At 64.6% G+C, this 13,862-nt stretch carries 13 protein-coding genes; 3 read left to right on the top strand and 10 right to left on the bottom strand.

Going from position 1 to position 13,862, the window contains the following annotated elements:
- Positions 1-146: 146 nt before the first annotated feature.
- Both ACYQ00_RS18540 and ACYQ00_RS18545 read right to left on the bottom strand, forming a co-directional pair.
- Positions 147-893 carry a purine nucleoside phosphorylase YfiH/LACC1 family protein gene (locus tag ACYQ00_RS18540; protein WP_460033553.1) on the bottom strand — a complete coding sequence of 249 codons (747 nt, stop codon included), beginning with the start codon at positions 891-893 and terminating at the stop codon, positions 147-149.
- Positions 878-1,510 carry a 5-formyltetrahydrofolate cyclo-ligase gene (locus ACYQ00_RS18545; protein ID WP_460033554.1) on the bottom strand — a complete coding sequence of 211 codons (633 nt, stop codon included), beginning with the start codon at positions 1,508-1,510 and terminating at the stop codon, positions 878-880. Before ACYQ00_RS18545 ends, ACYQ00_RS18540 begins: the two co-directional genes overlap by 16 nt.
- Positions 1,511-1,574: 64 nt before the next feature.
- Between ACYQ00_RS18545 and ACYQ00_RS18550 the strand changes: the two genes are divergently transcribed.
- Complete coding sequence (locus ACYQ00_RS18550; RefSeq protein ID WP_460033555.1) at positions 1,575-2,258, top strand: metallophosphoesterase family protein; 684 nt, start codon at positions 1,575-1,577, stop codon at positions 2,256-2,258.
- A 51-nt stretch (positions 2,259-2,309) separates the two neighbouring features.
- On the opposite strand, the gene rfbB is transcribed toward ACYQ00_RS18550, so the two are convergent.
- The 4 genes from rfbB to ACYQ00_RS18570 all read right to left on the bottom strand — a co-directional run bounded on the left by rfbB (position 2,310) and on the right by ACYQ00_RS18570 (position 5,063).
- A complete protein-coding gene (gene rfbB, locus ACYQ00_RS18555; protein ID WP_460033556.1) occupies positions 2,310-3,410 on the bottom strand; it encodes a dTDP-glucose 4,6-dehydratase in 1,101 nt (366 codons plus the stop codon).
- A gap of 289 nt (positions 3,411-3,699) precedes the next feature.
- Complete coding sequence (locus ACYQ00_RS18560) at positions 3,700-3,981, bottom strand: hypothetical protein (protein WP_460033557.1); 282 nt, start codon at positions 3,979-3,981, stop codon at positions 3,700-3,702.
- A gap of 11 nt (positions 3,982-3,992) precedes the next feature.
- Entirely contained in the window at positions 3,993-4,343 is a 351-nt protein-coding gene (locus tag ACYQ00_RS18565) for a hypothetical protein (RefSeq protein ID WP_460033558.1), read from the bottom strand.
- Between the two features lie 126 nt (positions 4,344-4,469).
- A complete protein-coding gene (locus ACYQ00_RS18570; RefSeq protein ID WP_460033559.1) occupies positions 4,470-5,063 on the bottom strand; it encodes a hypothetical protein in 594 nt (197 codons plus the stop codon).
- Positions 5,064-5,213: 150 nt separating this feature from the next.
- On the opposite strand from ACYQ00_RS18570, the gene ACYQ00_RS18575 reads away from it, so the two are divergent.
- Positions 5,214-6,029 (top strand): glutaminyl-peptide cyclotransferase, encoded by an 816-nt coding sequence (locus tag ACYQ00_RS18575; RefSeq protein WP_460033560.1) that lies wholly within the window; start codon positions 5,214-5,216, stop codon positions 6,027-6,029.
- On the opposite strand, the gene ACYQ00_RS18580 is transcribed toward ACYQ00_RS18575, so the two are convergent.
- The 4 genes from ACYQ00_RS18580 to ACYQ00_RS18595 form a co-directional block, all read right to left on the bottom strand.
- A complete protein-coding gene (locus tag ACYQ00_RS18580; protein ID WP_460033561.1) occupies positions 5,980-6,453 on the bottom strand; it encodes a response regulator in 474 nt (157 codons plus the stop codon). The two genes, ACYQ00_RS18575 and ACYQ00_RS18580, sit on opposite strands and share 50 nt — an antisense overlap.
- Before the next feature lie 136 nt (positions 6,454-6,589).
- A complete protein-coding gene (locus ACYQ00_RS18585; protein WP_460033562.1) occupies positions 6,590-7,306 on the bottom strand; it encodes a superoxide dismutase in 717 nt (238 codons plus the stop codon).
- A gap of 167 nt (positions 7,307-7,473) precedes the next feature.
- Positions 7,474-8,541, bottom strand: a complete 1,068-nt coding sequence (locus ACYQ00_RS18590) for a phosphotransferase (protein WP_460033563.1) — start codon at positions 8,539-8,541, stop codon at positions 7,474-7,476.
- 205 nt (positions 8,542-8,746) lie between these two features.
- A complete protein-coding gene (locus ACYQ00_RS18595) occupies positions 8,747-9,157 on the bottom strand; it encodes a hypothetical protein (RefSeq protein ID WP_460033564.1) in 411 nt (136 codons plus the stop codon).
- 380 nt (positions 9,158-9,537) lie between these two features.
- Between ACYQ00_RS18595 and ACYQ00_RS18600 the strand changes: the two genes are divergently transcribed.
- The gene (locus ACYQ00_RS18600) at positions 9,538-13,812 is read left to right on the top strand and encodes an acyl-CoA dehydratase activase (protein ID WP_460033565.1); all 4,275 of its coding nucleotides are present in this window, start codon (positions 9,538-9,540) and stop codon (positions 13,810-13,812) included.
- Positions 13,813-13,862: the final 50 nt, after the last annotated feature.

Here is a 13,862-nt window from a genome sequence, read left to right on the forward strand (position 1 = left end):
GGAACTGAGTTCCCCCAACCCCCCTCCAATAGTGTTGGCCCCCTGGCCCTGTGTATGCACAGGGCCAGGGGGCCAACACTATTGGAGAACCAGGGGAGATTATCCCCCCTGGTTCTCAGGACTTTTCGTTTTCTTTCTTCCTCATCTTATTCTTTTCTCCAGATCACGTTGGCCATGCGGCCGGAGGTGCGGGACTGGCGGTAGGAGAAGAAGTGGGAGGGCAGGCAGGCGGTGCAGAGGTCCAGGGAATAGATCTGGCTGGCGGGCAGGCCGGCGGCCTGAAGCTGGTCCCGGGTAAGCTGCCAGAGGTCCACGCGCCGGGTCTTGGGATCGAACCAGGAGGAGAAGGCCGCGCCCCATTCGGTATCGAAGTGGATGAATTCGCTGGCTGCCGGGCCCAGGCTGGGGCCGCGCACGGCGGAGAGGTCGGCCGGGAGCAGGCCGTAGTGTTCGCAGAATTCGCGGATGGCTGTCTGGATGAAGCCAATGCGGTTGCCGCGCCAGCCCACGTGCAGGGCCAGGAGGTGGCGGCCGTTGGCATGGGCCAGGAGCAGGGGCTGGCAATCCGCGGTTTTGATCACCAGGGCCCGGCCGGCTTCGGCGGTGGCCAGACCGTCGGCTTCGATGCTGCCGGGCGTGGCTGCATCGCCGAAAGTCGGGTCAAAGAGGGTGGTGTCGCCGTGCACCTGCCTGCATTCGGTCCAGAAGCGGAAGCCCAGCGTTTCCTGGAGTGCCTGGCGATTGGCGCGGACGTGGTCCGGATGGTCGCCGACATCAAAGCTCATGTTCGCGCGGTCGAAGGGGGCCGCAGAATGGCCGCCCAGGCGGGTGGAAAAGGCGCAGCGCACACCGGGAATATTCGGGAAAGCAAAGGGTATCACCTGGATGGCCACACAACCTCCGATTCGGTAACGAGAACATCCATGGCCGCGTCCCAGGGATCGGCCGGCAGTGGATCTGCAACAAGCTGAAAGGAAAAGCACAATCCGATGCGCAGCCGGGGCTGGACCCGGCCGGGGGCGAGGAGACGGTCGTAATACCCGCCACCATAGCCCAGGCGGTGGCCGGCGCGGTCGAAGGCCAGGCCGGGAATCACGGCCACGTCCGGCGCGCTGGCCGGGAGCATGGGGCAGGTTGCGGGATCGGGTTCCGGGATGTTGAAGGCGCCGGGGCGCAACTCCGCCGGGCAGGCCACGCCGGCCAGCTCCATGACGCCGGGTGCGCCGGGCACGCAACGGGGCAGCAGCAGGTGCAGATTGCGGGCCCAGGCGTCGTCCAGGAGCCGTTGCGTGTCCACCTCGCCGCGCACGGCGCAGTAGCAGAGGATCTCGCCGGCGTTGCGCCAGGCGTCCAGGGCCAGAACAAGCGCCTGGGCGTCCAGGGAGCGGGTCGCGTGCTCGACTTGGGAAAGGGCCTTGCGCTGTGCGAGGATCTCCCGCCGCAGGGCGGCCTTGCGTGCAGCCTGACGAAGGGTGGTTTCGGGGGATGGAGCGGCAGGGTTCACTTGCATCTTGGCGTCTATTTTGGAACAGTCTCGTGGTGAAGTCGCACCAGACATACCGGAGCAAGGCGCCATGCAGCAAGCAGGAAACGGCTATTGGATCGGCGTGGGAGACATTCACCAGCAAAGCGACCGTCTGGCCAGCATTCCCGGCGTGGCCGCGGCCCGGGGCATCATCTTAAGCGGCGACCTGACCAACCGTGGCGGCGAGAAGGAGGCGGCCAGGATTCTGGCTGCGGCCCGCAAGGCCAATCCCAACGTGCTGGCCCAGATTGGCAACATGGACATGCCCGTGGTCACCAGCCTGTTGCAGCGCGAGGGCATCAACCTGCATTGCGCCGCGCGGATGCTGGATCCCGAGTATCCGGCCCTGGGCGTCATGGGGGTGGGGGCCTCGACCTTCACGCCCTTCGGCACGCCCAGCGAGGTCAGCGAGGATAAACTGCGGCAGTGGATCGAGGCGACGTATGCCCAGGCGCAGACCTTCCGCCATCTACTGGTGGTTATTCATAATCCGCCCAAGGATACCCTGGCCGACTCCCTCGGGGGCGGCGTGCACGTGGGCAGCCCGGCGGTGCGGGAATTTCTGGAGCGTGTCCAGCCCGATGTCTGCCTGACCGGGCACATCCACGAAAGCGCCTGCGAGGACCGCCTGGGCCGGACCATCCTCATCAACCCCGGCGCCCTGGCTGGCGGCGGGTATGCCCGCATTGAACTGAGCCCGGGCGGCTTTACGGCCAGGCTGTTGCAGCAGTAACCGGAACCGGGCGGGGGGGCTTGGGATGCGCCCCCCTCCCGGCCATACTCCTCAGGCACCGTACTGCGTGGCGATCCACTCGCGATAGGCGCCGCTCTGCACGGCGCGCCACCAGGCCTCGTGTTCCAGATACCAGGTCACGGTTTTGGCGATGCCGGTTTCAAAGCTTTCCCTGGGCTTGAAGCCGAGCACGTCCATGGCCTTGCGCGGGTCGATGGCATAGCGGCGGTCGTGGCCGGGCCGGTCGGCGACGTAGGTGATGAGCGATTCGGCGCGCCCCTCTCGGGCGGCCACGGCATTGGGGTAGGCCTGCTGCCAGCGCTCCTCGGCCAGGGCCTGGTTCATCAGCCGGCAGACGTGGGTGACGATGTCGATGTTCGTCCACTCGTTGTGCCCACCGATATTGAAGCATTCCCCCACCTTGTCCGACTGCAGGATCAGCTCGATGCCCCGGCAGTGGTCGTCCACGAAGAGCCAGTCCCGGATCTGCCTGCCATCGCCATAAATGGGCAGGGGCTTGTTTTCCAGAATGTTGGTGATGATCAGGGGGATCAGCTTTTCGGGAAAATGGTAGGGGCCGTAATTGTTGGAACAGTTGCTGATGGTGACGGGCAGGCCGTAGGTCTCCATGTACGCGCGGACCAGGTGATCCGAGCCCGCCTTGCTGGCGGCATAGGGGGAGTTGGGCAGGTAGGCGTTGGTTTCGGCGAAGGGCGGGTCCGTGGGGCCGAGGGTGCCGTAGACTTCGTCCGTGGAGACGTGGTGGAAGCGCACCGGGCGCGTGCCCTCCCATTCCGCGAGCCAGACCTGCCGGGCGGCCTTGAGCAGGCTGTGGGTGCCGACGATGTTGGTTTCGATGAAGGCATCCGGGCCGAGGATGGAGCGATCCACATGGGATTCCGCGGCAAAGTGGACAATGGTGTCCACCTGATGCTCGCGCAGCAGTTTTTCCACAAGGGGCTGATCCAGAATGTTGCCGTGGACAAAGAGGAAACGGGGGGAGGCATCCAGGTCGGCCAGGCTGGCGCGGTTGCCGGCGTAGGTCAGGGCGTCGAGGGCGATGATCGTGTCGGCCGGGTGGGCGGCGTGCCAGTAGCGGACAAAGTTGGAGCCGATGAAGCCGGCCCCGCCGGTGACGAGCAGCGTATGCATGCGTTGCCTCTTGGTGCGAAAAAATGAATCAGATGTGGAGGCGCTGGGCATGCGCGCCAGGCCGGTCCTCGGTGCAGCGCCAGGGCCCGGGGGCGTGTTGGGCTGCACCCAAGGCTAGGCGATCTAATCCATAAATGCAGGGAATGCAAGTCCCGCGCGGGTTGCGGGGCGAGCGGCAGCGACGGGCGCATTGCCGGGCTGAGGCAGCATCGGGGTTGCGGGGCGAGGATACCCGCCTTCCCTGGCAGGTTCCACGCACGCGGCATGCGGATGCAGCGCGCGGACGGGATCAGACAGTCAGTTCCAGCAGGCGGGCCAGGCGGGCCGGGGAGATGGCATTGTGCGCCTCAAGCAGGGCCTGGGGCTCGTCCTGGATACGCTGCAGCAGGGCCTGGGCGTCATTGCCGTCCATGGCCTCGGCCTCTTCGGCCAGGGCCTTGCCCTGCAGGGTGATGGTATCGGGCCGCTGGAGCAGGCGTTCTTCCTGAGCCGCAACCGACTCCTGGATTTCGTGTTGCTGGACGGCAGGTTGCTGGGCGGTCGCACTGGCGACGCTGGTAATGGCAGACATGGCAGTTCTCCTTATTGGACCCGGTCGCCATTGGCGTCGGCGGTGGCCAGGTGCAGCATGGCGTCCACATTGCTGGATTCCAGGGCCAGGGACTGGCAGCGGATGCTGGACTGGGTCAGCCGGGCCATGCATTCCCCGTATACCGCCTGGGCCGCGGCACTGAGGCTGTCGGGCACGCCTTCCCCGGCCAGCAGGTGCAGAAGGGCGCTGATGGTGGAAGCCATCTCCTTGTATTCAGAGAGCATGGCCTCGCGCAGGCCGGCGTCCTTGATATGTTGCAGCATCTGACGGCGCAGTTGCTCGTGCAGGGGCTGCCTGGCGTTGCGGGCAGGCAGGAAGAAAGGAGGCATGGCGTGGGACATGGGACGTCTCCTTGACATCGAATTGACAGGATGCCAGGAGGAAGCAAAAGCCGCGCCAAGAGAGGTCTCGTCTGGCGCGGCTTTTGGGCGTCCGGTGCTGGCCGGATGCGCAGGAGGGAAAAAATACTAGGGAGTCGGCGGCTTGACGATTTGGAACGGCGTGGCCACGGTGACTTCCTGCGCCTTGAGCAGATCCTTGAAAATCACCTCATAGGTATAGTTGCCGGCGGGCAGGGCGTGCAAATCCAGGGTGTTGGTGGCAAAAAAGTCCAGTACCGGGCTTTTGGAGCTGAGGGAGTGGGAGTACAGATTTTCCCGGTAGTAGATGACTTCTTCCCCCAGCTTGATACGCATGTCCTGGACCACGGATATTTCGTAGCCGCCGTCGGCGGCAGCGTTGGTGCGCCAGTGGATGGGCTCGTAGTAGACCATGAACTTGCCGTCGGGCGGGATGATGCCACCGCTCAGGGGGGTGAAGGACGAAAACCCATCCACCTTGCTGCACAGCGTGAGGTTCTGGATGCCCAGGGTGCCGTTGTTCTGGATGTTGAGGATGCGGTGCTTGAGCTGCAGGATTTCCGGGTCTTCCCCGGCCAGGGCCGGCGATGCGGCGCCTGTCAGCAGGGCCATCAGGAGAAGTGCTGGCAGGGAGAAGGACGAGACCGTCGGAAAGATGGCATGCCGGAACGTGTGAAAAACTCGGGCAGGCAGAATGGGCATGGGCAGGGTCCTGTCATGGGTTGCGGGGCCCGGGCAGGCGCGATGGCCTCGCCTGGGCCGCTGGTGAAAAAAACGTGTGGCGGGAGTCCAGGGCAGGAAGACGGAGTCCATCTGATGAGACTAAGCAATTTCTCGAAGGACGTAAAGCAGATGCGGCAGATTACATTGTTGGCGTGGGGGTTCTCCCTGTATCTTTGGCTCAGCGTATCCGGAATTGCCCTGGCCCAGGAGGCGGGGCACACTGCCGTGCCGATCACACCATGTGAGATACTTGCCAGCTTTCCGCATGATCCAGAGGCGTTCACCCAGGGGCTGCTGTTTCATGACGGCATCTTCTATGAAAGCACCGGGCTCTATGGCCGTTCCCGGCTGCGCAAGGTGGAACCGTCCTCCGGGCGCGTGTTGGCCGAACGGTCCCTGGAACACCGCTACTTTGCCGAGGGCCTGACCCTGGTGCATGGGCGGCTGGCCCAGCTGACCTGGCGCGAGGGCCGGGGCTTTTTATATGATGCGCAAACCCTGGAGCCGGCCGGCTCCTTTGCGGTGCAGGGCGAGGGCTGGGGGCTGGCCCTGGGACGGGACATGCGCGGCACACAGGGCGAAGTGCTGTACCTGAGTCAGGGCACCCCGGAGATCGCCATCCTGGATCCGCAGACGTTTCAGCAACAAGGCACCCTGGCCGTCACCTTGAACGGCCGGCCCCTGCCTCGGCTCAATGAGTTGGAATGGGTGGAAGGCAAGCTTTATGTGAACATCTGGCAGGCGCCGTATCTTGCCATCGTGGACCCGGCCACAGGCGTGGTGGAACGGCTGTTGGATCTGACCCCCTGCCAGCGGGCCATGCCCGCCGGTTCCATAGGACCGGACGACGTGGCCAACGGCGTGGCCTGGGACGCCGCCGGCCGCCGGCTTTTTGTCACTGGGAAACGCTGGCCCCGTCTGTTCCAGATTGCCCTGCCGCAATGAGCGGCCGGCAGTGCATATGCTGCAGCACGGCGGCCACCTTGCGTTTGAGGGCCGGACCGGTGAAGGGCTTGGTGAGATAATTGGTCACCCCGCGACCGATGGCTTCCAGAATGTATTCCGGCTGCGCCTCGGCAGAGACCATCAGAAACGGCAGGGCGCGCAGCTGCGGGCTGGCGCGGACTTTGGTCAGCAGTTCAATGCCGGTCATCCCCGGCATGTTCCAGTCGCACAGCACGCAGTCCACCGGGGTGGTGGCAAGCAGGTTCCAGGCCTGTTGGGCATCCCCGGCCTGGTGGATGGTTTGCACCCCCATCTCCCTGAGATGATTGCATACGACGCGACGCATGACGGTCGAATCGTCCACCACAAGAAAGGCCAGGCAGGCAGCATGGCCGGGCGGGGGGTATTTGATAGGCATTATCATAGGCGTGCAAGCCAGCATCGTTGATGATGGCCAACCATAGCCCCGGCCGGCGTCATGGTCAATACGATCCGTAAGGGGCGGGGGCGTGCCGTGGCGCGCCATCCCGCCCCTTTGCGCAACTTTACAATACGCCGGCTCAGGCGGCTGCTTCCAGCCGCGTGAGCGCGCCGTCCCAGTCCAGCAGCTTGTCGATGACCGCAGTGACGTAATCCGCGCGCTTGTTCTGATAATCCAGGTAGTAGGCGTGTTCCCAGACATCGATGACCAGCAGCGGCGTTAATCCCTGGGTCAGGGGCGTGTCGGCGTTCATGGTGTCCACGATTTTCAGGGCGCCCTTGTCCGACACCAGCCAGGCCCAGCCCGAGGCAAAGCGGCCCACGGCGCAGGCGGCCAGGGCTTTCTTGGCATCGTCCACGGAGCCGAAGCTCTTGGTCAGGGCTTCCTGCATCTTGGCCGGAATGGCCCCGCCCTTGGGCGAAAGGGATTGCCAGTACAGATTGTGATTATAGACCTGGGCTGCGTTGTTGAACAGGCCCTGCTTCTTTTGCTCGGCCGCGGCCAGGACAATCTCCTCAAGGGTGGTGGCCGTGATGCCGCTGTCCTTGAGCAGTTTGTTGGTGTTGGCCACGTAGCCGGCGTGGTGCTTGCCATAGTGGAAGCTGATGGTGTTGGCCGAGATGACCGGAGCCAGCGCGTCAAAGGCATAGGGCAGGGCGGGCAGGGTCACGGGCCCGTCCTGGGCAAAGGCAATGGAGGACAGGCCGGAGGTGGCCACGGCAGCCACGGCGGCTCCCACGGCCACGGTTTTGAAGAATTCCCGGCGGGGCAGACAGGCGGAAGAGCAGGGATGCATGATGCCGTCTCCTTAACTTGCGTGTTGCGAAAGGTGTGAACAGGTCACACGAGAGATCTTCAGCATCTTCTATTTGACGGCATCGGTGCGAACTGTCAAGCCGGTCCGGAAAAGAACCGTACATCCCGCGGCATCACCCTCTTGCGCTCCCGCAGTCTCCCCCTCCCTCACGCGGCGTCAAGGGCCGGATCCAGGGCCAGAAAGTCTTCCATCTGGCCAAGATAGCGCTCAATGACCTGGAAGGTGGCGGGGTGTTTGAGCCCGCGGTCCATGCGCACATACTCGAACCAGGCCATATAACACCAGGAAAGGGCGCGCAGCAGGATGGTGCGCTCCAGCAGTCTGGTTTTGGCGCTTAGCTCGTCCAGGGGAATGTCCGGCCCGCCAGCCTCCAGAAGGGCTTCGCGATAGGCCTTCAGGAACTCCCGGCGCGTGTCTGGGGTAAAGCGGAAATCGCTCTTCCACAGGGTGGTGGTGGGCACGAGGAAATGGCCAAGATCCTGATAGCGCACGGAGATGACGGCTTTTTCCCAGTCCACCAGCCAGCCGCGGTCCTGCTCGGGGTCGCCGTAGGGGCTGGGGTCGATCAGGAAGTTACCGGAGTTGACCTCGGTGTTCACCAGGGTCAGGGGCTCGTTGTCAAAGAGGTCGCCCATGGTCCGGTCCAGCTCCATCACCTCGTCATGATAGGCCATCAGCCGGGTGAACAGATCCCGCCGGGGATGCTCGGGGTGCCGCCACAAGAGGCCCAGGCTTTCCTTGGCAATGGCCGCCACGGGCCGTGGCTGGCAGAGGATGGGCGGGTCGTAATCCCCGGGGGCGGGAACGGGTTGGGTATGGATGCGGGCAAAGATCCAGGCCGCCAGGGCGCTGTCTCGCCGGTAGTCCAGGGGGCGGCCGGGCAAAAACTCCATGAGCAGCGCGCCATGGACCAGCCCGTGGGGCCGGGGGTCGCACATCAGGGGCTTGGGGGTGACGCCGGAGTGTTGCAGGGCGTGCAACACATTGTATTCGTATTCGATCTGCCGGTCCTGGCCAATCTGGCTGCCGTGGTTCAGGCGGAACACGTAGCACGCGCCGTCGGGCGCGATGACCTGGTAGTTCTCATTGTATTCGCCAGCAGCCAGAAAGCGGACGTCACCCGGGGCCAGGGGCGCGGAAAGCGCTCCCGGAATCCAGGCGGCATGTTGCAGAAAGGCGGCCACGGCGCGGCTTTGGTCATGCAAGGTGGGCATGGCGGTTCAATCTCCTGCCACCATGCATGACGCAGGACCATCCTGTTGGTCAAGAGCAGGCCCCAACCCTGCAATGGATCGCGTGGCGGTACACACGGCCCGCGCCCGTCCCCGGCTGGCGGGATGAATCGGCCGGAATCTCTCTCCGGAATGATCCACCCGGGCAGAGGGGACGGGAACGCCGAAGGCCGCGCCTGCCGCCAGCTCAGGCGTTGCGGCGCAGCATGGTGCCGGAGGTGCCGGGGGCACCGGGCAGGGCCTGGGCGCCCTGGCCCTGGGTGGCATTGGGTCGGGCAAACTGCACGGCTGTGCCATAACAGGAAAAATACTTGCTGCCGTCCGGATGGAAGGCCACGTTTTCCTTGTAGCCCACGATGCCCTGGGCGCCCTTGGCCACGGCGCGCGAGGCCATGCCGAAAAAGGCCTCTTCGGAATCATAGCCGCGGCAGGCCACCAGGCCGAGCACGCGTTCAATGATGCGGCCTTCGAGATCGTTGGTGGTCACCACGGGGAACCGGCCCGCGCCAAAGAGTTCCTTGACCCGGACGGTGGTTTCGTCAACGCAGGATTCTTTCTGCTTCTTTGCCTTGTCGGAGCCGTTCATCAGGAAGAGCATGGCGCCTCTCCTCGGGGGTAGTGCGGGTTGCATGAAGACGCTTACGGGAAGCGATTGGGCAGAAGCAAAACCCTTGCCAATGGCTGAAGAGTCCCGTCCGGCAAAGGGAAGCACTGCCTTGGCCGGGGCTCGCACGAATATTGCGGCAGTGGCAGGCCGAACGGCGGCGGAAAATTGACAAGAACCACTATGACCACTCGGTCATTTTTCGTGTTGCACACCGGCCGGCTTGTGGATATGGTCCTGCTGCCTGCCGAAGGATCGCTGTTGACCGCCTGGTCACACCGGGCTGCAGCCTCCCCGGCACTTGGCCAGCGCCATGCCCCAGAGCACACGAACCAGCCGTATCACCCGACTTTCATTGAGGAAGGACGTTTTCCATGGATGTGCCCGCACCCGTGATCCTTGGTCTTGACGCCGGTTCCGTCAGCGTCAAGCTCGCCGCCCTTTCAGCAGACGGCCGGATTCTGGAGACCGTCTACCAGCGCCACAAAGGCCAGCCCCTGAATCTGGCTGCCACGCTGCTGGCCGACTTCGCCGCCCGGTTCCCCGGCGCCCGACTGGCCTGTACCGGCACGGCCGGCGCCTTCATTGCCAGAAAGCTGGATGCTCCCGCCGTCAATGAGCTGGCCGCCCTGGCCCTGGCCATGCAGACCCTGCACCCGGACGTGCAGACCATCATCGAAATGGGCGGGGAAGACGCCAAGTGCATCTTTCTGCGCGATGGGCAGGTGCATGATTTTGCCCTCAACTCCGTCTGCGCCGCCGGCACGGGCTCGTTCCTGGACCAGCAGGCCGAGCGCCTGCAGCTGACCATCGAATCCTTCTCCGCCATGGCCAAAAGCTATCTGGAGAAGGGCGGCGTGCCTGCGCGCATTGCCGGCCGTTGCAGCGTGTTCGCCAAGTCGGACATGATTCACCTGCAGCAGATCGCCACGCCCGTGGAGGCCATCGTCTCCGGGCTGTGCTATGCCGTGGCCCGCAACTATCTGGGCGCCATCATCCGCAACCGTACCGTGCTGCCGCGCGTGGCCTTTCTGGGCGGTGTGGCCCTGAACGCCGGGGTGGTCGCGGCCATGGCCGACGTGCTGGGCCAGCCCGATCTCTTTGTGCCCGATCCGCCCACCATCTACGGCGCTGCCGGCGTGGCCCTGAAGGCCCTGCAGGAGAACACCGCCGTGGTGCTGGAGCCGGCCCTGCTGACCAATCTGGCCGCGGCCGAGGAGTTCTCCGAAAGCGGCCGTACCCCGCTGGTTATTCATGGCGACCTCTTTGGCAACCGCCACCTGAACGGCGGCCGGCACGAGCTGGCCCCGGTGGACGAAACCGTCACCGGTGAATTGCCGGCCTATATGGGCATCGACATCGGCTCCATCTCCACCTGCCTGGCCCTGGTGGACGACGCCGGCAGCGTGCTGACCACCCGCTACCTGCGCACCGCCGGCCGGCCCATCGAAGCCGTGCGCCAGGGGCTGCGCGAGATTGGCCAGGAGCTGGCCGCGCGCAAGGGAGCGAAGGTGGTGGTCAAGGGCGTGGGCACCACCGGTTCCGGCCGCTACATGATTGCCGACTACATCGCTGCCGACGTGGTCAAGAACGAGATCACCGCCCAGGCCATGGGCGCCGTGCACCTTGATCCCACGGTGGATACCATTTTCGAGATCGGTGGGCAGGATTCCAAGTACATCCAGCTCAAGGACGGCGTCATCGTTGACTTTGAGATGAACAAGGCCTGCGCCGCCGGTACGGGCTCCTTTTTGGAAGAACAGGCCGAAAAGCTGGGCGTGTGCGTCAAGACGGAGTTCTCGCCCATGGCCCTGGGCGCGGGCAACCCCTGCCGCCTGGGCGAACGCTGCACTGTGTTCATGGAAAACTCCCTGCAGGCCTCCCTGCAGCAGGGCGCGGGCAAGGATGACCTCCTGGCCGGGCTCTCCTATTCCATCGTGGAGAACTACATCAACCGCGTGGTCCAGGGCCGGCCCGTGGGCAAGAACATCTTCTTCCAGGGCGGCACGGCCTTCAACAAGGGCGTGGTCGCGGCGTTTGAGAAGTTCCTGGACCGCCAGATCACCGTCCCGCCGCATCACGACAATACCGGCGCCATCGGCATGGCCCTCATCGCACGGGAAAACCATCAGATCACGGGCCAGGACTCCACCTTCAAGGGTTTTGCCGTGGCTGACCGCGGCTACACCCAGACGAGCTTTGCCTGCAAATCCTGCGATAACCAGTGTGAAATCAACAGGCTGAAGATCGATGGCGAAGAGGGGTTCCTCTTCTATGGCGGCCGCTGCGAGAAGTACGACGTCCGCAAGTCCGTCAAATCCACCTTGCCGGATCTCTTCGGCTTCCGCGAGGAAGCCCTGGAGGCGGCGCATCAGGCCTATGCCAGCCGGCACGAGGCCGTGGGCCGGCCGGCCAGACGCGGCCGCATCGGCCTGCCCAGGGTCTTCTTTTTTCACGATTTTCTGCCCTATTACAGCACCCTGCTGTGGGAATTGGGCTTTGAACCCGTGCTCTCGCCGCGCACCAACCGTCAGGTCATCGGCCTGGGCGTGCAGGCGACCATGGCCGACACCTGCTTCCCCATCAAGGCCGCCCTGGGACATGTGCGGCACCTCATCGCCCAAGGGCTGGACCAGATCTTCCTGCCCAGCTTTACCAACATGGCCGAGGAACACGGGCCGTTCCAGTACGGTCACGCCTGCCCGCTGACCCAGAGCTTCCCCTATCAGGTCCGGCAGGCCCTGGCGGAAGGCGAGGGCGACGCCCTGCCCGCGGCCAACATCCTGGCCCCGGTGCAGGCCCACCGCTTTGGCCGCAAGCAGCTGCTGCAGGGGCTCAGGGAAGCCCTGGCCCCCTTCCGGGTGAAGGATGACGAGCTGCAGAACGCCATGGACGCCGCCGAGCACGCCCAGCGGACCTTCAAGGAACGCATCCAGGCTCGCGGCCGTCAGGCCCTGGAAGAGGCCGACGCCTCCTCGGCCCGGACCCTGGTTATCGTCGGCCGGCCCTACAATGCCTTCGACATGGGCCTGAACCTGGAGATTCCCAAGAAGCTGGCCACGCTGAATGTCCAGGCCATCCCCATGGACTTCCTTCCTCCAGAGGACATTCACGGCGACTGGCCCGAGATGTACTGGCGTTCCGGCCAGCGCATGCTTTCGGCTGTGCGGCACATCCGCAAGCATCCCAAGCTGCACCCGCTGATCATCGGCAACTTCTCCTGCGGGCCGGACTCCTTCATCGAGCCCTATATGGAGCGCGAGCTGGGCGGCAAACCCTCCCTGCACATCGAAATTGACGAGCACTCTGCCGATGCCGGCGTGGTCACCCGTTGCGAAGCCTTTCTCGACAGCCTGGAAATGCAGGAGCGGGCCCAGACCTCCCGCCGCATCACCCCTCCCGCGCCGGTCACCGGCTCTCATGCCGGCCTGGCCGAGGGCGTGCGCCGCACGGTGTATATCCCGCACATGTGCAACCACGCCTATGCCCTGGAAGCGGCCTTCGCCTCCTGCGGCGTGGAATCCGAGGTGCTGCCGGAAACCACGCCCGAGAGCCTGGCCGTGGGCCGCAAGCACGTCTCGGGCAAGGAGTGCTACCCCTTCTGCGTCACTCTGGGGGATATGATTCACCGCGGCATGCAGAAGGACTTCGACCCCTCCCGCGCGGCCTTCCTCATGTGGGGCGGCACGGGCCCCTGCCGCTTCGGCCAGTACAACGTGCTGCAGCGCATGCTTCTGGCCAAGGCCGGCCTGGGCGACGTGCCCATGGTCTCCCCGGTGCAGGACGCCAACCTGTACAAGACCCTGGGCGCCATCGGCAAAGGCTTTGCCAAGCGCAGCTGGGAAGGCTTGGTGGCCGTGGATATCCTGCTCAAGTTCCTTTACGCCACCCGGCCGTATGAGAAGGTGGCCGGCTCCACCAACCAGCTCTATGACGATGCCTTTGCCCGGTTGAAGAAGCACATCGCCACCCCCGGCAAGGTGGACTTCCTGCCCCTGCTTGATCAGTTCCGCCAGGAATTCGACGACATCCGGGACAAAAACGCCCCGCTCAAGCCGCGCGTCGGCGTGGTGGGCGAAATCTATGTCCGCTCCAACCGCTTCGCCAACGAAGAACTCATCGGCCGCATCGAGGCCATGGGCGGCGAGGTCTGGACCGCGCCCATTGATGAATGGGTCAAATACATCAACTGGGGCGCGCGCGTGGATGCCCGCATGGCCAAGGACTGGTCCCGCTTCCTCAAGCTCTCCCTCAAGCACTGGTTCCAGGACCGTATTGCTCACAAGCAGGAGAGCGTGGTGGCGGCCTTCCATCCCACCATGCAGGAGCCGGACGTGCATGAGGTGCTGGACAACGCCATGCACTACCTGCACCCGACCTTCCGCGGCGAGGCCGTGCTCTCCGTGGGCAAGAGCGTGGACATGCTCAACCGGGGCGCCGTGGGCATCGTCAATGCCATGCCTTTTGGCTGTATGCCGGGCTCCATCGTCTCGGCCATGCTCCGCCGGCTCTCGGAACGCTTCGGCGCGCCGGCCGTGGCCATGCCCTTTGACGGCACGGCCTCGCCCACCTCGCGGCTGCAGCTGGAAACCTTCATGGAGCAGGCCCACACCCGCTTCGACCGCCTGCACCGCGGCAAACGGGACTAAACGGGACTAGCGGGACTAAGGCTTTTGTAGCAGAGACTTTTCGGGGGAAA

It is taken from the genome of Megalodesulfovibrio paquesii, from assembly GCF_054653055.1.